This is a genomic window from Alphaproteobacteria bacterium PA2 (genome assembly GCA_002256425.1).
GTDB lineage: Bacteria > Pseudomonadota > Alphaproteobacteria > Caulobacterales > Caulobacteraceae > Phenylobacterium.
In genome coordinates this window covers 1102172-1121742 of the sequence record NKIZ01000001.1, presented here as the reverse complement: position 1 = coordinate 1121742, position 19571 = coordinate 1102172, and the positions used below count along the sequence as shown (strand labels likewise).

The window sequence follows — 19571 nt, the reverse complement described above, 5'->3', positions numbered from 1 at the left end:
GGGAACCCTCGAAGTGATCGTCACGGAGCCTGAACCTCCTGCTCTATCGCTCCGAATATTGAGTGACGTTTGGCGTCGCGCATTTCAATTCTCACGCGATCGCCGATCTTGAGAAAGGGTGTTTTGGGTGCGCCTTGGGCAAGGGTTTCAACGGTCCGCAACTCGGCGAGGCAGGAATAGCCAACACCGCCATCGGCGACGGTTTTCCCTGGACCTCCGTCAGGACCGCGATTCGACACGGTGCCCGATCCGATGATGGTTCCGGCGCAGAGAGCGCGGGTCTTTGCGGCGTGGGCGATCAGGGTTCCGAAGTCGAAAGTCATGTCGACACCGGCGTCCGCCTCGCCCAGGGGCTTGCCGTTCAGTTCGACCTCGAGGGCGCCGTGCAGCTTGCCGTCCTTCCAGGCCGCGCCCAGGTCGTCCGGGGTCACCGCGACCGGCGAAAAGGCCGAAGACGGCTTGGACTGGAAGAAGCCGAAGCTCTTGGAGATCTCGCCCGGGATCAGGTTGCGCAGGGAGACGTCATTGGCCAGCAGGACCAGACGGACCGCCGCCAGCCCCTCTTCCCGAGTGGCGCCCTGGGGCACGTCGCCGACGATCACGGCGATCTCGCCTTCCATGTCGCAGCCCCAGGCCTCATCGGCCAGGGGAATGGGGTCGCGGGGCGCCAGGAAGCTGTCCGATCCGCCCTGATACATCAGGGGGTCAGTCCAGAAGCTGGCGGGCATGTCGGCGGCCCGCGCCTGCCTCACCAGGGCCACGTGGTTCACATAGGCCGAGCCGTCGGCCCACTGATAGGCCCTGGGCAGGGGGCTTTCGGCGTCATGTTCGTGGAAGCGCACCCGGGGGATGGAGCCGTGTTCCAGACCCTCGGCCAGGCCGCGCAGGAGGGGCTCGCAGCGGTCCCAGTCGTCGAGGGCTGCCTGCAGGGTCGGCGCGAACTCGCCGGCTTCGACACACCAGGCCAGGTCCCGGGACACGACGACGAGGCGGCCATCACGCCCCCACTTCAATGACGCCAGCTTCATTGCGTTTCCTCTGTCTTGTTTGTTGGCAGGAGCATGTCCCCTAACGCTTGATCAGGCGAGTGCGTTTCGCGCCCTGCTCGAAATTGCGTGGCAGGTGGACAAGGACTTCGACGCAGATGTCGCCGCGCGGCGCCTCGGCCCAGATGTAGTTGCGCTCGAAAACCGCATCCCGTCCGCCAGGCGTGACGCCTTCATAGCTGTCCCCCCAGGGAATGATGCCTGACAGGTCCCGCCAGGACAGGTCGCAGGCCCGGTCCAGTTCCTCGTCCGCCGCAGCGGCCAGATCAGCGTCAATGGCGATGAAGGACATCAGGCTTTCCAGCTGTCGACATAGGCGAGGTTCTCCACCGAACCTGCGGCCTCGCCCACATCCAGCGGGTCGCGGGTGTCGATCATCACGGCGTACTCGTCCGTGGCGGTCTTGGGCTGAACCAACATGTTCTTCAGGGCCTTGGGATGTGGCCCGTGGGTGAACCCGGAAGGGTGGAAGGTCATCATGCCGGCATCGATATTGTCGCGGCTGAAGAAGTCGCCGGCGTGGTAGAACAGGACCTCGTCATAGTCGTCATTGTTATGGAAAAACGGCACCTTGAGGGCTCCGGGATCGGTCTCGAAGGGCCGCGGCGCAAAGGTGCAGACCACAAAGCGATCCGAGACGAAGGTGGTGTGGACACTGGGCGGCAGGTGATAGCGCAGGCTGACCACCGGCCTCAGATCCTTCACATTGATCCGCGCCGGCGCCAGCTCGCCGTGCCAGCCGACGGCGTCCAGGGGATTGTAGGGATAGGTGGCGACGGAGACCTGACCCCGCTTCTTGATCTCTATGCGACAGGCCCCGGGCAGGGCCTGATGGGCGCGGAAGGCCTCATCCATCTGCGGTATGTCCAGCATGGCGGGGTCGAACAGGGCGTGCCCGCCCAGCATGCCCTTGTCCGGCAGGGTGAAGTGGGTGTTGGTCGCCTGGATCATCAGTATGGCTGTGGGAGCTGCCGGGATCAGCCGCCACATGGTTCCACGGGGCAGGTAGAGATAGTCTCCCGCGGCATAGGCCAGACGGCCGAAGTCGCAGAACAGTTCGCCCTGCCCCTGATGGATGAAGAGCAGCTGGTCGCCATCGCCATTGCGGGCCAGGTCAGCCATGGGCGCGCTGAGTTTCCAGAACCGGACTTCGGTGGCGGCATTGTGCAGGATGACCGGGGCAGACCAGGGCGAGGTCGCCCCTTCTTCCAGGCGGGCCAGATCAAAGGCCCGGGGCCTCAGGGGACCCTGGAAATCCACCCAGCCCGTAGGCGGGTTTGCGTGATGCAGGAAGGCGGCCGGGCCGAAGAACCCCTCCTTGGACATTTCCCGCTCATAGGTTCCCGGAGGCATGTCGGCATGAGCCTGCCGGGAATGGGTTCCCTGCGCGCCGCGGACCGGGATCCAGTTTCTGGCCATCAGGGTTCGTCCTTGTAGATGCTGACCTGCAGGGGCCCGCCCGCCGTCTGGCTGGCCCGGTACATTCCCGTGGTGTTGAAGCTCCAGGCGATCTCGCCGCTCGGCGCGACGGCGATTACCCCGCCCTCGCCGCCAAGGTCGGTGAGTTCCTGCTGAATGACCGCGTCCACCGCCGCCTGAAGACTCATGCCGGCGAACCGCACGCGGGCGCTGATGTCATGGGCGACGGCCAGGCGGATGAAGTATTCTCCCACGCCAGTGGCCGAGACGGCGCAGGACCGGTCATCGGCATAGGTTCCGGCGCCGATGATCGGCGAATCTCCGACCCTGCCCCAGCGCTTGCCTGTGGTGCCGCCCGTTGAAGTGCCTGCCGCCACATGGCCTTCCATGTCCCGGACCACAGCGCCGACTGTGCCGTGCTTTCCCTCGTCATGAACCAGATGGCCCTGGGCGTCCGGGCTGGCGCCCGCCGGGCGAGGTGGAACCGCAAGGCCCTGAGCCTGCAGGTAGCGTTCCAGACTGCGCCAGCGGCGCTCCACGAAGAAGAAGGCCGGATCGATGGCCTCGACGCCAACGGACCGGCCGAAGGCGTCGGCCTGATCACCTGTGAGCAGGACATGATCCGATTTTTCCATCACAGCCCGGGCCAGGGTGATCGGATGGCGGGTTTCGGTGACTCCGGCGACAGCCCCTGCCTGGAGATTGGCGCCATTCATGATGGCCGCATCCATTTCATTGCGACCCCCGGCGCTGAAGGCAGCGCCCCGGCCGGCGTTGAACAGGGGATCATCCTCAAGGACGTGCAGGGCGGCCTCAACGGCATCGAGACCAGGCCCACCAGAGGCCAGCACCGCAGCACCGGCTTCCGCCGCCCGTGCAAGAGCCTGACGATAGGCGGCGTCCTGTTCCGGATTGAGCCGGTCGCGGGTTATGGCGCCCGCGCCCCCATGGATGGCGATGGACCAGCGGCGTGAGGACGGGTCAGTCATTGGGAATCCAGATGCAGCGCCAGAAGCAGGGGGGGGAGATTACGCGTCGGCCTTAGGCAACACCCCGCGGCGAATCTGGTCCAGTTCAATCGACTCAAACAGGGCCTTGAAATTGCCCTCGCCGAAACCTTCATTTCCCTTGCGCTGGATCAGTTCGAAAAAGATCGGGCCGATCATGTTCTCGGTAAAGATCTGCAGCAGCAGTCCCTGTCCCTCCGTCGGCGCGCCATCCAGCAGGACGCGGTTGGCCCGCAGCCGAGCGACGTCTTCGCCGTGCCCCGGAACCCGGGCGTCGATGCCGTCGAAATAGGTGTCGATGGTATCCTGGAAGTGGACGCCACGAGCCTTCATCGCCTCGACGCTGGCATGGATGTCATCGGATCCCAGGGCGATATGCTGGATGCCCTCGCCACCATAGTCCCGCAGGAACTCCTCGATCTGGGAGTGGTCGTCCTGGCTCTCGTTCAGGGGGATCCGGATCTTGCCGCAGGGGCTGGTCATGGCCTTCGAGACAAGACCCGTCTGGGCGCCCTCGATGTCGAAATAGCGGATTTCCCGGAAGTTGAAGATCTGCTCATAGAAGCCCGCCCAGGCGCCCATCTGGCCCCGGAAGACATTGTGGGTCAGGTGATCGAGATAGGTCAGGCCCAGGCTGTTGGCTTGCAGTTGCTCCACTGCGCCGGGGATCGGAAGGAAGTCCACATCATAGATGGCCTGGGCCCCGTACCGGTCCACCAGATAGAGGTTCGAGCCCCCGATCCCCTTGATGGCGGGAATGTTCAGCTCCATCGGCCCGACCGGCCCCTGCACCGCCTCGGCGCCGCGCTCGACCGCCAGCTGCAGCGCCCTTGCCGCATCCTTGACCCGGAAGGCCATGGCGTTGGCCGAAGGGCCATGGACCTGCCGGAAATCGGCAGCCTGGCCATTGGGCTCCATGTTCAGGATCAGGTTGATGTCCCCCTGCCGGAACCTCAGGACGTTCTTTGAACGGTGACGGTCCGTCGCCGTAAAACCCATCTGCTCGAACAGGGCCTTCAGCCTGTCCGGCTCAGGCGAGGTGAACTCCACAAACTCGAAGCCGTCTGTGCCGAGGGGGTTTTCAAACAGGTCGCGCGAATTGGCGTTCATCAGTGGCAGGTCCTGATCGGGTGAATTCGTATCATTTGTAACTAAATGCCCCAGTGCGCGACAAGAGACAAGGGGCCGCCGTCCTGCTAGCAAGCAGGCGAGTTGGAATCGGAATCCTGATGTTTCGAAAGCTGTACGACGGGGTCATGAACCTCGCTGGTTCCCCCCGCGCCCCCTGGGCCCTGGCGGTGGTGTCATTTGCGGAAAGTTCGTTCTTTCCCATACCGCCTGATGTCATGCTGGCGCCCATGGTGCTGGCGCGCCGGGAGAGGGCCTTTGTCTATGCAGGGATCTGCACGGCCGCCTCCGTCCTGGGCGGGTGCCTGGGCTACGCCATCGGCTTTTATCTGGTCGGATTTGGCGAATGGCTTCTGGCCCTGCTGGGACATGCCGATGGCCAGCAGGCCTTCCAGGCCTGGTTCAGCAAGTGGGGCCTGTGGGTCATACTGATCAAGGGTCTTACGCCCATTCCCTACAAGCTGGTGACCATTGCCTCGGGCCTTGCTCACTTCTCCTTCGTGACTTTTGTCTGGGCCTCGGTGGTTACCCGCGGCGCCCGGTTTTTCCTTGCCGCCGCCCTTCTGAAGTATTTTGGTCCGGCCATCCGGGAAGAGTTTGAAAGGCGACTGACCTTCTATTCGATCCTCGGCCTCACCCTGTTGGTCGGAGCCGTGGTTGCGATCAAGGTCTTGGGCTAGGCGCCATTTTCGGGTCTAATCGCATCATGTCCAAACTCATCGGCTATTTCCTTGATCGCTGGCTCGGGTGGGCGCTGTTTTCGTCCGCCCTCATGCTGGCCATAGCCCATGCTTTTGAGACCTTTGGCGGATATGCGCCCTGCACGCTCTGCCTGCATCAGAGGACGGTTTACTGGGCGGCGGGCGCCATAGCCCTGGTCGGCATGGTGCTGACCTCCCGGCCAGGCATGAAACGCTTCCGCTGGGCCTTCAATATCGCCCTGGCCCTCGCATTCGCCATTGGGATGGGCATCGCCATCTACCATTCGGGCGCTGAATGGAAGTGGTGGCCAGGGCCGACAACCTGCGCCTCGTCAGGCGGCAAGGTCGACCTGGGCGCCCTGGCGGCCATCGCCGAGGGCACGGCGAAGATCAAGCCTCCGTCCTGCGATGAAGCTGCCTGGCGGCTCTTCGGCATTTCCATGGCCGGATACAACGTCCTGATTTCCCTGAAGCTCACCATTCTGAGCTTGATGGCGGCCACCAGCCGACGGCAGTTTGCATGACTGAAAAGCCCATTCCAGCCCGCCCCGGAAGGGGCGCCGCCAAGGCCCGGCTGGCAGAGATGCTTCGAGTTGACCACGCGGGCGAACTGGCCGCCGTCCACATCTATCGCGGCCAACGCGCCGTGCTGGGGGCAGCGCCCGGTCGGGCGCGCATTGTCGAGCAGCTTACCGAGATGGAGGGCCATGAAGCGGTGCACCTGGCCCGCTTCGACGCCCTTCTGAACTCCCATCAGGTCCGGCCCACCCTCATGGCGCCCCTTTGGCGACTGGCTGGCTATGCCCTGGGCGCGGGCACGGCCCTGATGGGCGAAAAGGCCGCCCACGCCTGCACCGTCGCTGTCGAGAGCGTGATCGAAAAGCACTATGCCGGACAGATCGCCGAAATCTCGGGTTCCGATCCCGAACTCGCGGCCGAGCTCAGTCAGTTCCGCGATGAGGAACTGTCCCATCGTGATCACGCCATGGCCGAGGGGGCGACGTCGACCCCCGGCTATCCGGTGCTGGCGGCCGTCATCAAGGCCGGTTGCCTGACCGCCATCAAGATCAGCGAAAAGCTGTGACCGAGGCGGAGATCGTCGCCCTGCGACTTGCCGCAGAAGCGCCGGTTCGCGCTAGCCGCGACCAGGTTGGCCAGGTCGCCGACGACCTCTCCGCAGCCTTCGCCCAGGACCCGCAGTTTCTCTGGTTCCTCAGGCCAGATGCTGGGCATGACACCGCCAGGCTCCGGCTGTTCTATGGGCTCCTGCTGGGATCAGCCCTGCCGGACGGCGTGGTGCAGCGCCCTGCCACAGGGGGCGCCGCAGCGATCTGGCTGCCATCTGACGCTCTGGGCCCTACCCCCTTGCTGGAATCCCTTCGCAGCCTGCCCAGGATCGCAGCCCTCACAGGCCTCGCCCGCCTGCCGAGGATGATCGCCATGCGCAACGCCATGGAGGCCCATCATCCAAAGGACCGACCACACGCCTACCTCTGGTTTCTGGGTGTCCGGCCCGAGGCCCAGGGCTATGGGGTCGGCTCGCGCCTGCTGGCCGCGGGCCTGAGAGAGGTCGACGCCCAGGGCCGTCACGCCTTCCTCGAAAGCTCGAACCCCGCCAATGTTCCCCTGTACGAACGCCACGGATTTGAAGTGGTGGAGGAATACAGGGCCCGACCTGACGCCCCTCCCCTCTTCGCCATGTGGCGCGAGGCCCGGCCTGCGATGCCATAGCGCACGGCCTTGCCGGAGTTTAATTTGAATGGTCGGCCATTCGAAGTTAGGCTGCGGTATCAAAAAGGGTTTTCGGACATGACGATCAGTCGACGTTCACTCGCCCACATGCTCGCAGCGACAGGCGCCCTCGCGCCCCTGACGGCTTTCGCCCAGGAGCAGGACGAGGTCTCGCCCAATGAAACCGCCAGCCGGGTTCCGGCTACCCGTGACAAGGCGACACGTCTGGTGGCGCCGGTCCTGATCAACGGCAAGGGTCCTTTCAACTTCCTGGTCGACACCGGGGCCAACCGCTCCTGCATTTCCCGGGAGCTGGCCGACGAACTGGATCTTCCTGAGGGCCCCATGGTCGCCATTCGCACCATGGTCAGCAGTCACCCCCGACCAACGGCGCGGGTGGAGCGCCTTGAGATTGCCGGCAGGAGCCAGAGGCGGATCAATATTCCCGTCCTGCCCATGCCTTCGCAGGAATCCCGGGGCGTTCTGGGAGTCGACTGGCTGAAATCACGCCGACTGGTCCTGGACTTCAAGGGCAAGAGCCTCGAGATCGCCCCGCCTAAGCACGAGACCAGCTCCTTCAATCGGGTTGTGGTGCCGGCCCGCCGACGTTCCGGTCAGTTGACCATGGTGGACGCCGACATGAGCGGCGCCCCGATCAGCGCCATGATCGACTCGGGATCGCAGGTCTCCATTGGCAATGCGGCGCTGCGGCGGCTTCTGAACCGTGCTGATGCGGGAAGGACCCATGTGGAACAGGTCGAACTGACCTCCCTGGTGGGCGAGAAGTTTCTTGGGGAAATGGGATACCTGCCCTTCCTTCGGCTGGGCGGCCTGACCCTGGGCAATGTGCCGGTGGTCTTCTCCGAAGCCAGCGTCTTCAAGGTGTGGGATCTCACGACCAAGCCCGCCATCATTCTGGGCGTGGACCTTCTGGCGCAGTTTGATGCTGTCGCCCTGGACTTCGGGCGATCGACCGTCAGGTTCGACGTCGCCTGATCAGAGGATCAGGCCTCCAGCTCAGTGTCCCAATAGAGAAAGTCCATCCAACTGCGGTGCAGGTGGTTGGGCGGGAACTTCCGTCCACGCTCCTGCAGCTCATAGGTGGTGGGCTGACGTGGCCTGACGAAGGGATGCATGTTGGCCTGGGCAGGCGTCTTGCCGCCCTTGATGAAATTGCACCGGGCGCAGGCGGTGACGATGTTCTCCCAGGTCGTCCGGCCACCGAGTGACCGGGGGGTCACATGGTCAAAGGTCAGGTCCTCGGCCCTGCGGCAGTACTGGCAGCAGAACGAGTCCCGGAGAAACAGGTTGAATCGGGTGAAGACCGGAGCCCGGTCCTGGGCCACATAGCTCTTCAGCGCCACAACGCTGGGGAGCTGGATTTCAAAGGACGGTGACCGGATGGTCTGATCGTAGGTCGAGACCACGTCAACGCGATCAAGGAACACCGCCTTGATCACATCCTGCCAGGGCCAGAGCGACAGGGGATAATAACTCAACGGCCTGAAGTCGGCGTTCAGCACAAGGGCCGGCCACCCAGTTGGCGGATGACTAAGCACCTCCATGGCTGGGCCTCCCGGTGCGCGTAGGCGCGCTGTTGAACGAAAGCCTGTGCCTGAAGACGGGTCTCCCGAGGTCCAATATGCGTCCCGGACAGTCGGTGTCCGGTTGAGCCTGGTTCAGGATAGGCCTGATTCTTTGGCGCTTGAATGACGGTCTGTCAAAATTTCACCTCCTGGCAGATCAGGTCCTCGCTTGCCTGGCGACCGCCGCTCAATAGGGCAAGCGAGGACAATCTTCCGGCATCAGGCGCCAATGATCGTAGAGGCGCCGGCGATGGCCAGGCTCATGGACACGAACAGAATGGCGACGAGCAGATCGGCGGCGCGGGCGAAGGCGGGGATGGAACGGTTGGTCATGTGAAGTCTCCTGTGGGTTGGGCCGGGGGATCCGAACCCTTTGTCCGTCTGGACAATTGCAGGATAGCGCCAATCTGAACGGTGTACAGTTACATTTTACAATGTACGACATGCATTTTTGTATGGGCTGAGGTCGATTTCGTGGACAATAAAAGGGCCCCTTTCGGGGCCCCGTTCCTTGCGGAGTTTTCAGGAGCCTAGACAGCGCCGGCCATTGCGGCCGCGACGCCGAGGCCCAGCGCCAGAAGGAAGGCCGGAACGATCCGGTCGACGAGACGCTCGAAGTTGGCGAGAGACATGACACACACCTTTCAGTTTGAGCCCCAGGGGAGTGGGGAGATCTGTTATTTGAACAATGCTAAGATAGCCGATATCTAAGCATTGTCAAGATGCCTTTACGGGGCAGCGATATAGAATTACGGTGCCAGCCATGAGAGAAACTGTCGCAGCCGAAGCCCGGCCCTATCACCACGGCGATCTCCGCCGCGCCCTGATTGATGCGGCCCGTCGCCTGCTGGAACGCGACGGTCCCTCCGCCCTCTCCCTGCGCGCTGTCGCCCGGGAAGCCGGCGTCAGCCCTGCGGCGCCCTATCATCATTTCAAGGACAAGGGCGAGCTGCTGGACGCCGTAGCCCATGAAGGCTGGGAAATGCTGAACCAGGCCATGACCAAGGCCCGGGCGGAAGCTTCATCCCTTGGTGACCGCATGGTGGCCCTGGGCGTCGCCTATGTCTGCTTCGCGCGGGACAATCCAAGCCTGTACCGCGTCATGTATGACGGCTCCCGGGACAAGGACGACCTGCCCGAACATGCCCGCATGCAGGATGACAGCGCCTACTGCCAGGTGCGGGACACCCTGGTCGAAGCTGGCGCTGACCCCAGTGACGAAATCGGTCTGGAACTGGCCACCAGTGCAGCCTGGTGCGCGGCCCACGGCCTGGCGGAAATGGCCTCATTCAAACAGTTTGAACACCTGAAGGACGCGGTCGGCGGCGAAGAGGCCTTCTTCCGGGGGATCTTCTCCCACATGCGGGTGTTTGCGGACCTGACCCCGAAATAGCCGTCAAGGTGCCCGGATTTACAACCCGCTTTGCACCCTCCCCGACGGGACTGTTGCATCGCGGGCATGCGTATTCAGCCCTGAAAGCCTGGTCCGCCGCCCGGGAGGCGGACGGGCGATTCATTCTCCGAATTGAAGACATCGACACCACCCGCTGTCGTCCAGCCTTTGAAGCTGATCTTCTGGAAGACCTGTCCTGGCTGGGCTTGGGCTGGGAAGAGCCGGTCCGCCGCCAGTCCGAGCATATGGCCGATTATCACGCCGCCCTGGAGAGGCTCTGCGACAGGGGGCTGGCCTATCGATGTTTCAGGACCCGTCGGGAAGTGGCGCAGGAAATGGCCAGCGCGCCCCATGGGACAGCCCCCGCATTTCGGGGCGCAGCCCTATCGCCAACCGAAGAGTCCGAACGCCTCGCCCGGGGAGAACCCTTTGCCTGGCGGCTCTCCCTCGAGGCCGCCAGATCAGAACTCGGCAGCTTCACAGACCTGACCTTTGAAGAGGAAGGCGCCGGCCCGGAAGGTCAGCATGGACTCATCACCGCCCTGCCCGATCTGGCGGGCGACATCATCCTCGCGCGGAAGGATGTGGGGGTCGCCTACCATCTGGCCGTGACGGTGGATGACGCCCTGCAGGGGGTTACCCACATCATCCGGGGTGAAGACCTGTTCGAGGCTACCCATATCCAGCGCCTGCTCCAGGCCCTGCTTGGATTGCCCACCCCGGTCTACAGGCACCACGCACTCTTGCGTGGCGCCGACGGCGTGCGTCTGGCAAAACGCCACAACGCCGAGACCCTGCAAAGTCTCCGGACTGCGGGGATGAAACCCGGAACCCTTCGAAAGGACCTCGGGTTTGACTGAGACCGTTGTGCAATCCCACGAGTCAGATCGAGGCCGGGCCCTGCTGGTTCTGCTATTGGGCGCCTGCGTCATAGGCGTTGGCCCGATCCTGGTCCGCCTTTCGGATGTCGGACCCGTCATGGCTGGCTTCTGGCGACTGACCTTCGCCCTGCCCTTGCTGGCGCTCCTGACCCGCCGGGCTGAAGGCGCCATTTCGGGCTTTGCCCCCATCGCCTTGCTCACCGGCCTGGCCTTCGCCCTGGACCTGGGCTTCTGGCACTATGGCATCGCCTTCACGTCTGTCGCCAAGGCGACTGTCCTGTCCAACCTGACACCGGTTGTGGTCACCGCCGTGGCCTGGGTGGTTCTGAAACAGAAGCCCAGCCCCCTCTTCCTGGTGGCTGTGGCCCTTGCAGTGGCGGGCGCCTGGATCATGGCCATGGCGCGGGACGCTGGGTTCGCCGGCAAGTCACCCCTTCTGGGCGACATCCTCTCCACCGCGACCGCCTTCTGGTACGCCCTCTACTTCCTTGGGGTCAGCTCTGCGCGGCGGACCATGGGGGCTTCCAGGCTGATGTTCTGGTCAAGCCTGACCGGAGCTCCGATTCTTCTCCTGGCGGGGCTGGGCCTGCATGAGCAACTGATCCCTGCGAGCCTCACCGGCTGGGCGGCCTGCATCGGTCTTGGGGTCATGCACGTGGCGGGTCAGGGCTCCATCGCCTGGGCACTGGGGCGCCTGCCCGCCGCCACGGCCTCGGTCACCGTTCTTGTGCAGCCCGTCGTTGCGGCCCTGCTGGGCTGGAGCATATTCGGTGAAGTCTTCGGACCCATGCAGGCCCTGGGCGGGGCCATCGCCCTGTGCGGGGTCGTTCTGGCCCAATGGTCGGCCCGACCAAAGGCCTAGAGCGCCCAGGCCGTGCGGGTGGCCTCCAGATCCACAAGCTTCTGATCAAACGCCGACCAGTCGTCCCGTGCCGCAATATCGGCCCAGATCGCCTCGATCTCTTCGACAATCAGTTCCTGCGGGTCGGGGTTCGAAAAATAGGGAGCGTCGAGTCGCTCCGGTCTGTCGGCAGTCCGGCCATGGATCAGGGCGCGGAAGTCTGCGAACTCCGGCGCCTCATAGACCTCCCGCCGGGGACTGGCCATGGCGCGACCGGTGTCGCCACAGAACCAGTCGAAGAAGAAGGGCTCCCACCTCAGGACATCGCCGCCCACCGACAGGGCCCGGAAGGCCGATCCCGCGAGGGCGAAATCAGCCTCCGGACTTTCAGGCGCTATCCCCAGGCGACGGAGCATGGAAGCAGCAAGAGCGTTACGGTAGACGCCGCCAAAGGTGTTGAGGGCCGCCACCAAGGGCTCCTGGTCCGCCTCGCCCAAGGCCAGGCACCCCGCCAGCTGCTGCAGGTTCCAGAACACCGCCTCGGGCTGCCGTCCAAAACTGTAGAGACCGTTCTGGTCGAAATAGGCGGCGACAAAGTTGGGGTCATTGCGCGGCAGGAAGCGGTAGGGGCCGTAGTCGAAGCTCTCGCCAGTAATGTTCATGTTGTCGGTATTGAGCACGCCATGAACGAACCCGGCCGCCATCCAGCCCGTGCACATGGCCGCGGTCCGCACAATCACGGCCTCCAGAAGCGCGGCCCGACGGTCCGCAGCAGCCTCCAGTTCGGGGTAGTAGGTCTCGATCACATAATCGACCAGGCGGGTGATCTGGTCGGGCCGCTCCAGGAAGGCCTGACGCTGGAAGGTGCCGAACCGGACATGCCCATGGCTGAGCCGGACCATCACAGCTGAACGGGTCGGGCTCGGCTCGTCATTGCGCTGAAGGTCTTCGCCGGTTTCGATCAGGGAAAAGGTCTTGCTGGTGTTTACCCCCACGGCCTCCAGCATGGCGGTGGCCAGAACCTCGCGGACCCCGCCCTTTAGGGTCAGTCGTCCGTCGCCCTGGCGCGACCAGGGCGTGGGCCCTGAACCCTTGGTCCCCAGGTCCAGCAGGCGGTCCGATCCGACTTCGCGCATCTGGGCGAAGGTGAAGCCCCGGCCGTCGCCCAGATCCGGGTTGTAAACACGGAACTGATGGCCGTGATAACGCTGGGCCAAAGGCGCTTCGAGATTGCCCGGCAGGGGCTTGAACCGCCCGAAGTGGTCCCGCCATTCCTCATCGCTCAGGGTATCCAGCCCTACGGTCGCCGCCGCCCTCTGATTGCGATAGCGCAGCCTTGTCTCCGGAAAGTCCGCAGCTTCAACCGGATCGGCGAAGTCGGGTCCCAGGCGCGGCAGGCGGGGGTCGGGGCGGTAGTCGGGAGAAAGGCTCATGCCCCTCAGATGGACTGGCCGGAGAACGCCCGCAAGGCGCCGATTGTCATGTTCCGATCACAGAGCGCATGGTAATTTAGGCCCATGGCCCGACGCATCACCCTGAGTTTCCTGAAGACCGAAGCGGCGTCAGGCGTCATTCTGGGTCTTGCCGCCCTGATGGCTGTCCTCCTGGCCAATTCGCCATGGTCGGCCAGCTATTTCGACTTCATCTCCATGCCTTTCACCCTGCAGGTCGGCGAGTTCCGCGCAACGGAGTCCGTCCTGAAGTGGGTCAAGGATGGCCTGATGACCATCTTCTTCTTTGTGGTCGGGCTGGAGATCAAGTTCGAGATCCTGCGGGGCGAACTCTCAAATCCCCGTCGTCTGGCCCTGCCCATTCTCGCGGCCCTTGGGGGCATGATCGTTCCGGCCATGGTCTACCTGGCCTTCAATATGGGCGCCGATGGGGTTCCAGCCGGATGGCCGACTCCTGTGGCGACCGACATCGCCTTCGCCCTGGCGGCCCTGGCCATAGCCGCCCCGAACCTGCCGCCCTCCCTGCGGACCTTTCTGCTGACCCTGGCCATAGTCGATGACCTGGGCGCGGTAGTGCTGATCGCCCTGATGTTCACCGACCACGTCGCCATGTGGGATCTGGCGGGCGCCGCCTCGGCCATCGCCATCATGGCCCTGATGGGCCGCTGGCGGAATGCGCCCTACTTCTTCTATGCGGTCCTCTTCGCCATAGCATGGGCCTTCACCCTGAAGAGCGGGGTCAATACCTCTCTCGCCGGCGTGGCGGCGGCCATGACCATTCCGCTGGAGCCTCGCCGGACGGGTCAGGTCGGGGTGCTTCACTACTTCATGGACAGCCTTCACCCCTATGTGGCCTTCCTGATCCTGCCCGCATTCGCCTTTGTGGCGGCGGGATTTTCCTTCAGCGGCCTGTCCCTGCGTGACGTCTTCAGCCCGGTCACCCTGGGGGTGGCTCTGGGTCTCTTCGTCGGAAAGCAGGTCGGGGTCTTCGGCGCCGCAAGCCTGGCCATGGGCCTGAAGCTCGCCCGTCGCCCCACCGGCGCGAAGTGGATCGACATCTATGGCGTCAGCGTCCTGTGCGGCGTCGGTTTCACCATGAGCCTCTATATCGGCGCCCTGGCCTTCGGGCCTGACGCCGCCCAGAGCCAGGTCCGCATGGGCGTGGTCGCAGGTTCCCTGCTCTCAGCTCTTGTAGGATTGGCGGTCCTGACCTGGAGCCAGAGCCGCCACGTCCCGGTTGAGGATTAGGCCAGGGCCTTCTGCATGGCGGCGGCCAGTTCCCGGGCCGCATCCTCCACCGCCGGCGAGACATCGCCCATGACGTAGAAGTCGTGGATCAGGTCCGCGTAATGCACATGCTCGACCGGCACGCCCGCCGTCGCCAGACGGTCAGCATAGTCGCGGCCCTCGTCCTGCAGCGGGTCATAGCCGCCGGTGACGATGTGGGCTGCTGGGGTCCCCGATACGTCAGCCCTGGCGCCCAGAATGGCGCGAGCCGCCTGGGGATGGCCCTCAGCCGCCAGGTTCTTCACGAACCAGGCAATGGCGGCCTTGGTCAGAAGGGGCCCGTCCAGGGCCTTACGGGACGGGGTGTCCTCATCGGGACAGATGAAGGGATAAAGCAGCATCTGCCAGGCCAGACGGCGCTGGGGATCGTCCTTCAGGTCGATGGAGATGGAGGCTGCCAGATTGCCCCCTGCGGAACAGCCGCCCACGGCGATGCGCTTCGGATCAAAACCAATTTCGGCGGCGTGATCGAAAGCCCATTTCGTCGCCGCCAGGCTGTCGTCATGGCTGGCCGGGAAGGGATGCTCGGGCGCAAGGCGGTAGTCGATGGCCATGACCCGGAAGCCTGAATAGGCGGCCAGCCGGCGGCAGTGGCCGTCATGGGTCTCCAGATCGCCGATGACGAACCCGCCGCCATGGAAATAGACCAGTCCCGGGGTCACAGCCGCCGCGCCCCTGGGCGTGTAGAGCCGGGCGCCGATCGGGCCGGCGGCTCCGTCAACCTGAAGGTCGCGGACCTCCACATCCTTGGGCGCATTCTGGTTCTGGCTGGTCCGCTCCATGCGATAGCCGGCCCGCACCATGTCTGGCGGAATGGCGTCCAGGGGCGGCGCCTCCTGTCCTGCAGCGGCGGCGGCCTGGGCGTCCATCAGGGCCTTGAAGCGCGGATCCATGGGGTCTCTTTCCTGAAGAATAGGGGTCAGCCGACCTGCCGTGTCCGACCTTCCCAATAGGGCGCCCGGAGCTCACGTCTCAGGACCTTGCCGGAGGGATTGCGCGGCAGGACGGCAATGGTCTCCACCGACTTGGGGGTCTTGTAGCCGGCAATGAGGGTGCGGCAGTGGTTGATGACCCCTGCCGCGTCCAGTTCGGCGCCTGACCGCAGGACGACAATGGCCTTCACGGCTTCGCCCCACCTGTCGTCCGGCACGCCGATCACGGCGGCGTCGGCGACGGACGGATGGGACATCAGCGCGTTCTCGACCTCGGCCGGATAGATGTTCTCACCGCCTGAAACGATCATGTCCTTCACCCGGTCGTGGATGAAGAGGTAGCCATCCTGATCAAAGAAGCCGGCGTCGCCGCTGCGGAACCAGCCCTCGGCGTCGATGGCCTCGGCGGTGGCGTCGGGCCGGTTCCAGTAGCCCTTCATGATGCCGGCCGACCGGATCTCGATCTCGCCCACTTCGCCCACTTCGGCGATCCGGCCCTCGACCATGACACGGACCTCGTATCCCGGGCTGGGAATGCCGCAGGCTCTCAGCTTGCCAAGGGCCGGGTCGTGGGCCTCTGGGGGCAGGTAGGTGCCGCCGCCAATGGTTTCGGTCAGGCCATAGAGCTGCATGAACCGCGATCCCAGCCGCGCCTGGGCCCGGGTCAGGACCTCTTCCGAGATCGGCGAGGCGCCATAATAGACATGGGTCAGGCTGGAAAGGTCAGCGCCGGCCTGGTCGGGATGCTGCAACAGCATGTTGATGATGGCTGGCGCCATGAAGGCGTGGGCGATCCTGTGGTCTTCGATCTGGCGCAGCATCTGGCCGATATCGACCTCGCGCATGACCACGATCCGGGCGCCCTGCAACAGGCCCAGCATGCCCAGATTGGCGCCCGCCACGTGGAAGAGCGGCATGGCCACCAGCACGCCATCGCCGGGTTCAAAACTGGCCCAGGCCTGCACCGCCCCGTCAAAGCAGGCGGCATAGTTCTGCTCGGTCAGCTGGACGCCCTTGGGCAGACCGGTGGTGCCAGAGGTGTAGAGCTGGATGACGTCTTCGTCCGCCGCCACTGCCCGCATGGGATCATTGGCGGGAAAACCGGCGATCCAGTCGCGGAATCCGGGCCACTCGGCATGGCCGGGCTCGAACTGGATCCGGGTCGCCAGGGCGGGCAGGTCCAGATTCGAGACCAATCCCGCATAGTCGGCGCCAATGACCGCCAGACGGCATCCGGCATCGCCCAAAATGAAGGCCACCTCAGGCGCGGCCAGCCGCCAGTTGACCGGTGTCAGACAGGCGCCGGCCTTCACGCAGCCCAGCCACAGAATGAAAAAGTCGGCATTGCCCTTGGCCAGCACGCCGATCCGGTCGCCGGGCTGGACGCCGGCCGCAATCAGGGCCTGGGCGCATTGTGAGGAAAGGGCGTCGAGCTGGCCATAGCTTACGGCCTCGCCCTCAAACCAGAGGGCCTGGGAGTCTGGTCGCTGCCGGGCATGAACCCGCGCGACATCGGCGACACATTGGATGTCCATCTACCCTCCCATTAGCCCCTCTCTCGCGGAGGGATTGCCCCTCCCCGTTTCCAGGGAGGGGGTGGTCCGTCTTACTTACTCAGCCGCTTCCTTGGGCGCATAGCCCAGGATGGCCTTGGTTTCGAGGAACTCGTGGAAGCCGAAATCGCCCCACTCGCGCCCGTTGCCGCTCATCTTGTAACCGCCGAAGGGGGCCATCATGTCGCCGCCGCCGCCGTTGATCGACACCTGGCCAGCGCGCAGCTTGGAAGCCACTTCACGAGCCTTGGCGATGTCTTCAGCCTGGACATAGGCCGCCAGGCCGTACTCGGTGTCGTTGCCGATCTCGATGGCCTGATCCAGGGTTTCGTAGCCGAGGATCGAGATGACCGGGCCGAAGATCTCTTCCTTGGCGATTGTCATGTCGTTGGTCACGTTGGCGAAGACGGTGGGCTTCACATAATAGCCCTTGTCCAGGCCTTCCGGACGACCGACGCCGCCGGCGACCAGGGTCGCGCCCTCGTCAATGCCGGCCTGGATCAGCTTCTGGATCTTGTTGAACTGGACTTCGGAAACCACGGGGCCCAGCTGCGAATTGCCGTTGGGGTCGCCAACGGTCACGGTGGAGGCGGTTTCACGGGCCACGGCGATGGCTTCATCCATGCGCTTGGAAGGCACCAGCATGCGGGTCGGGGCGTTACACGATTGACCGGAATTGGTCATCATGGTGGCCACGCCGCGGGCGACGCCCTTGGCGAAGGCGCTATCGTCCAGGACGATGTTCGGGCTCTTGCCGCCCAGTTCCTGGGCCACGCGCTTGACGGTCGGAGCGGCGTTCTTGGCCACTTCGATGCCGGCGCGGGTGGAGCCGGTGAAGGAGACCATGTCCACTTCCGGGTGGCTGGACATGGGCACGCCCACGCCGAGGCCATCGCCGTGAACCATGTTGAAGACGCCAGCCGGAACGCCGGCGGCGTGCATGATTTCTGCGAAGATCTGACCCGAGAAAGGCGCCACTTCCGAAGGCTTCAGCACCATGGTGCAGCCCGTGGCGATGGCCGGAGCCACCTTGCAGACGATCTGGTTCAGCGGCCAGTTCCAGGGGGTGATGAAGCTGCAGACGCCGATCGGCTCCTTGACGATCCGGGTCGGGCCGCGATCTTCCTCGAACTTGAAGTCCTTGAGGACAGCGACGGCGGTGCCCAGGTGGCCCATGCCGATCGGAACCTGGGCCCGCTGGGCCAGGGAGGCCGGAGCGCCCATTTCCTCGGTGACGGCCGTGGCCAGATCGCCAAAGCGCTTCTGGTACTCGGCCAGGATGCGGTTCAGGACGTCCAGGCGCTCTTCGCGGCTGGTCTGCGACCAGGAGGCGAAGGCCTTGCGGGCGGCCATGACGGCCTTGTCCACGTCAGCAGCGCCGCCCAGGGCGATCTTGCCGCAGACGTCTTCCGTAGCCGGGTTGATGACGTCCAGCGTCTTCAACTCGGTCGGCTCGACCCACTGGCCGTCGATATAGAACTTTAGGTACTCGCGCATGGCGTCCTCCCGGATCGATGTTGGTAAGCCGCACCGACGGGACGCGCCCCGCCGGGCTTCAGCGAACCATTTTAGTGATCGCTGATAACTGTGAAAGCCGTTTTTCCGGATTCACGCCACAGAGGCGCGAATTCCGCTCCTATAGCTGGTGGACCAAAGGCAGTCCTGCAACCGGGCTGCGGGCCTTCAGCACATATCCCGCCCGGATCGAGCCGATGTAGAGGTCCTTCAGGTCCGGCCCGCCCCAGGTGACATTGGTCGGGTGATTGACGGTGTCGCCCTTCAGGTCGTGGATCACGGTCACCACTTCAAGGCTCGGCGTGATCGCCACCACCTTGTCGGCGGCGGGCAGGCAGACCCAGAGATTGCCTTCGGCGTCCATGCCCACGCCGTCAGTATAGCCCAGGGTGTGAGGATCGGCCGCGGCTGCACCAGCTTCCTGAAGTGCGCCCAGCTGGGGGCCATAGCGCCGGCCAGGGCCGAGCTTGCCGCCGGGCATTATGTCAAAGGCCATGACATCGGCGCCCGAGGTCTGGGCGCAATAGAGCGTTTTGTGGTCGGCGCTGAGCGCCATGCCATTGGGAAACTTCAGGCCCTCGGCGACAATGCTGGTCGAGCCGTCAGGCCGCAGGACGAAGATGAAGCCATCGGTCCGGCCGTCCAGGGCCTGGGGCCAGGTTTCGGCATGGGTGGAATTGGCGCACCAGATGTTCCCGTCCCGGTCCATGACTGGATAGTTGGCGCTGGTCAGACGCTTGCCATCCACCTCGGCGACCAGGGTCTCGTGGGCGCCAGTGGCGGGGTCGAACCTCTGCAGGGGCCCCTCCTCCCGGTCATAAATGCCGAAATTTGCGATAAGGATGCGGCCCTGGGGATCCATGTTGATGCCATTTGGCGCGCCGCCCCTTGGCCCCATCCGCTTGAAGGACCCGTCAGGAAAGATCTCGGCCACGGCGCACTGATGGTCGCTGGCGAAGACACGCCCGGTCTTCGAGACCACCACATCCTCTGGACGGTCTATGCCAACGGCGATCTTCGTAAAGGCCTCGGCTGGGATGGGGGCAAGCGGCATGGTCGTTTCCTCTGGTCTTTTCCCGACACTGCCTTCGCCGCCGGGG

19 protein-coding genes and 1 pseudogene are annotated in these 19571 nt (G+C 64.5%); 9 read left to right on the top strand and 11 right to left on the bottom strand.

Translation table 11 applies throughout. The features are described from left to right. Nucleotides 1-20 precede the first annotated feature (20 nt). From CFE28_05435 to hppD, 5 genes are read right to left on the bottom strand one after another with little or no spacing between them, the layout of a single operon-like run. Nucleotides 21-1028, bottom strand: coding sequence for a 2-keto-4-pentenoate hydratase (locus CFE28_05435; GenBank protein ID OYU69493.1), 1008 nt, complete (start codon nucleotides 1026-1028; stop codon nucleotides 21-23). A 40-nt stretch (nucleotides 1029-1068) separates the two neighbouring features. After that, nucleotides 1069-1338, bottom strand: a complete 270-nt coding sequence (locus CFE28_05430) for a hypothetical protein (protein ID OYU69492.1) — start codon at nucleotides 1336-1338, stop codon at nucleotides 1069-1071. Continuing rightward, on the bottom strand, nucleotides 1338-2465 hold the full coding sequence (locus tag CFE28_05425; protein OYU69491.1) for a homogentisate 1,2-dioxygenase: 1128 nt from the start codon (nucleotides 2463-2465) through the stop codon (nucleotides 1338-1340). The genes CFE28_05430 and CFE28_05425 overlap by 1 nt, the downstream gene beginning before the upstream one ends. Further along, nucleotides 2465-3454: an isoaspartyl peptidase/L-asparaginase gene (locus CFE28_05420; protein ID OYU69490.1), complete on the bottom strand. Its 990-nt coding sequence runs from the start codon at nucleotides 3452-3454 to the stop codon at nucleotides 2465-2467. Before CFE28_05420 ends, CFE28_05425 begins: the two co-directional genes overlap by 1 nt. Nucleotides 3455-3493: 39 nt before the next feature. Then, a complete protein-coding gene (hppD, locus tag CFE28_05415; GenBank protein ID OYU69489.1) occupies nucleotides 3494-4582 on the bottom strand; it encodes a 4-hydroxyphenylpyruvate dioxygenase in 1089 nt (362 codons plus the stop codon). Between the two features lie 119 nt (nucleotides 4583-4701). Here hppD and CFE28_05410 point away from each other — a divergent pair, with 119 nt between their 5' ends. From CFE28_05410 to CFE28_05390, 5 genes are all read left to right on the top strand, one after another. Beyond that, entirely contained in the window at nucleotides 4702-5280 is a 579-nt protein-coding gene (locus tag CFE28_05410) for a cytochrome B (protein OYU69488.1), read from the top strand. Nucleotides 5281-5306: 26 nt separating this feature from the next. Continuing rightward, nucleotides 5307-5825 (top strand): disulfide bond formation protein B, encoded by a 519-nt coding sequence (locus tag CFE28_05405; GenBank protein ID OYU69487.1) that lies wholly within the window; start codon nucleotides 5307-5309, stop codon nucleotides 5823-5825. Next, entirely contained in the window at nucleotides 5822-6385 is a 564-nt protein-coding gene (locus CFE28_05400) for a demethoxyubiquinone hydroxylase family protein (protein OYU69486.1), read from the top strand. The genes CFE28_05405 and CFE28_05400 overlap by 4 nt, the downstream gene beginning before the upstream one ends. Then, nucleotides 6382-7032, top strand: a complete 651-nt coding sequence (locus tag CFE28_05395; GenBank protein ID OYU69485.1) for a GNAT family N-acetyltransferase — start codon at nucleotides 6382-6384, stop codon at nucleotides 7030-7032. The genes CFE28_05400 and CFE28_05395 overlap by 4 nt, the downstream gene beginning before the upstream one ends. 78 nt (nucleotides 7033-7110) lie before the next feature. Then, on the top strand, nucleotides 7111-8028 hold the full coding sequence (locus CFE28_05390) for a hypothetical protein (GenBank protein ID OYU69484.1): 918 nt from the start codon (nucleotides 7111-7113) through the stop codon (nucleotides 8026-8028). Nucleotides 8029-8036: 8 nt separating this feature from the next. On the opposite strand, the gene CFE28_05385 is transcribed toward CFE28_05390, so the two are convergent. Next, the gene (locus CFE28_05385) at nucleotides 8037-8597 is read right to left on the bottom strand and encodes an HNH endonuclease (GenBank protein ID OYU69483.1); all 561 of its coding nucleotides are present in this window, start codon (nucleotides 8595-8597) and stop codon (nucleotides 8037-8039) included. Nucleotides 8598-9381: 784 nt separating this feature from the next. Between CFE28_05385 and CFE28_05380 the strand changes: the two genes are divergently transcribed. The 3 genes and pseudogenes from CFE28_05380 (at nucleotide 9382) to CFE28_05370 (ending at nucleotide 11754) form a co-directional block, all read left to right on the top strand. Beyond that, entirely contained in the window at nucleotides 9382-10011 is a 630-nt protein-coding gene (locus CFE28_05380) for a TetR family transcriptional regulator (GenBank protein OYU71570.1), read from the top strand. 8 nt (nucleotides 10012-10019) lie between these two features. Next, nucleotides 10020-10871, top strand: a complete 852-nt coding sequence (locus CFE28_05375; protein OYU69482.1) for a tRNA glutamyl-Q(34) synthetase GluQRS — start codon at nucleotides 10020-10022, stop codon at nucleotides 10869-10871. A gap of 37 nt (nucleotides 10872-10908) precedes the next feature. Next, nucleotides 10909-11754 (top strand): annotated as a pseudogene (locus CFE28_05370) (EamA family transporter). Here the strand turns inward: CFE28_05370 and CFE28_05365 are convergent. Continuing rightward, nucleotides 11751-13166: a selenoprotein O gene (locus tag CFE28_05365; GenBank protein OYU69481.1), complete on the bottom strand. Its 1416-nt coding sequence runs from the start codon at nucleotides 13164-13166 to the stop codon at nucleotides 11751-11753. The pseudogene CFE28_05370 and the gene CFE28_05365 overlap by 4 nt on opposite strands. A gap of 84 nt (nucleotides 13167-13250) precedes the next feature. Between CFE28_05365 and nhaA the strand changes: the two genes are divergently transcribed. Then, nucleotides 13251-14432: a Na+/H+ antiporter NhaA gene (nhaA, locus tag CFE28_05360; protein ID OYU69480.1), complete on the top strand. Its 1182-nt coding sequence runs from the start codon at nucleotides 13251-13253 to the stop codon at nucleotides 14430-14432. On the opposite strand, the gene CFE28_05355 is transcribed toward nhaA, so the two are convergent. The 4 genes from CFE28_05355 to CFE28_05340 form a co-directional block, all read right to left on the bottom strand. Then, nucleotides 14429-15364 (bottom strand): acetyl hydrolase, encoded by a 936-nt coding sequence (locus tag CFE28_05355; protein OYU69479.1) that lies wholly within the window; start codon nucleotides 15362-15364, stop codon nucleotides 14429-14431. The genes nhaA and CFE28_05355 overlap by 4 nt on opposite strands. Nucleotides 15365-15390: 26 nt before the next feature. Then, complete coding sequence (locus CFE28_05350) at nucleotides 15391-16938, bottom strand: acyl-CoA synthetase (GenBank protein ID OYU69478.1); 1548 nt, start codon at nucleotides 16936-16938, stop codon at nucleotides 15391-15393. Nucleotides 16939-17013: 75 nt separating this feature from the next. Further along, the gene (locus CFE28_05345; GenBank protein ID OYU69477.1) at nucleotides 17014-18453 is read right to left on the bottom strand and encodes an aldehyde dehydrogenase family protein; all 1440 of its coding nucleotides are present in this window, start codon (nucleotides 18451-18453) and stop codon (nucleotides 17014-17016) included. A 139-nt stretch (nucleotides 18454-18592) separates the two neighbouring features. Next, a complete protein-coding gene (locus tag CFE28_05340) occupies nucleotides 18593-19525 on the bottom strand; it encodes a gluconolaconase (GenBank protein ID OYU69476.1) in 933 nt (310 codons plus the stop codon). Nucleotides 19526-19571 lie beyond the last annotated feature (46 nt).

Bases quoted from the DNA above. Each gene is read 5' to 3' on its own strand.
- CFE28_05345 (OYU69477.1), bottom strand. From the start codon at position 18,453: ATGCGCGAGTACCTAAAGTTCTATATCGACGGCCAGTGGGTCGAGCCG.
- CFE28_05400 (OYU69486.1), top strand. From the start codon at position 5,822: ATGACTGAAAAGCCCATTCCAGCCCGCCCCGGAAGGGGCGCCGCCAAG.
- CFE28_05355 (OYU69479.1), bottom strand. From the start codon at position 15,364: ATGGATCCGCGCTTCAAGGCCCTGATGGACGCCCAGGCCGCCGCCGCT.
- CFE28_05340 (OYU69476.1), bottom strand. From the start codon at position 19,525: ATGCCGCTTGCCCCCATCCCAGCCGAGGCCTTTACGAAGATCGCCGTT.
- CFE28_05430 (OYU69492.1), bottom strand. From the start codon at position 1,338: ATGTCCTTCATCGCCATTGACGCTGATCTGGCCGCTGCGGCGGACGAG.
- CFE28_05385 (OYU69483.1), bottom strand. From the start codon at position 8,597: ATGGAGGTGCTTAGTCATCCGCCAACTGGGTGGCCGGCCCTTGTGCTG.
- CFE28_05380 (OYU71570.1), top strand. From the start codon at position 9,382: ATGAGAGAAACTGTCGCAGCCGAAGCCCGGCCCTATCACCACGGCGAT.
- CFE28_05425 (OYU69491.1), bottom strand. From the start codon at position 2,465: ATGGCCAGAAACTGGATCCCGGTCCGCGGCGCGCAGGGAACCCATTCC.
- nhaA (OYU69480.1), top strand. From the start codon at position 13,251: ATGGCCCGACGCATCACCCTGAGTTTCCTGAAGACCGAAGCGGCGTCA.
- CFE28_05365 (OYU69481.1), bottom strand. From the start codon at position 13,166: ATGAGCCTTTCTCCCGACTACCGCCCCGACCCCCGCCTGCCGCGCCTG.
- CFE28_05390 (OYU69484.1), top strand. From the start codon at position 7,111: ATGACGATCAGTCGACGTTCACTCGCCCACATGCTCGCAGCGACAGGC.
- CFE28_05420 (OYU69490.1), bottom strand. From the start codon at position 3,454: ATGACTGACCCGTCCTCACGCCGCTGGTCCATCGCCATCCATGGGGGC.
- CFE28_05405 (OYU69487.1), top strand. From the start codon at position 5,307: ATGTCCAAACTCATCGGCTATTTCCTTGATCGCTGGCTCGGGTGGGCG.
- CFE28_05350 (OYU69478.1), bottom strand. From the start codon at position 16,938: ATGGACATCCAATGTGTCGCCGATGTCGCGCGGGTTCATGCCCGGCAG.
- CFE28_05435 (OYU69493.1), bottom strand. From the start codon at position 1,028: ATGAAGCTGGCGTCATTGAAGTGGGGGCGTGATGGCCGCCTCGTCGTC.
- CFE28_05410 (OYU69488.1), top strand. From the start codon at position 4,702: ATGTTTCGAAAGCTGTACGACGGGGTCATGAACCTCGCTGGTTCCCCC.
- hppD (OYU69489.1), bottom strand. From the start codon at position 4,582: ATGAACGCCAATTCGCGCGACCTGTTTGAAAACCCCCTCGGCACAGAC.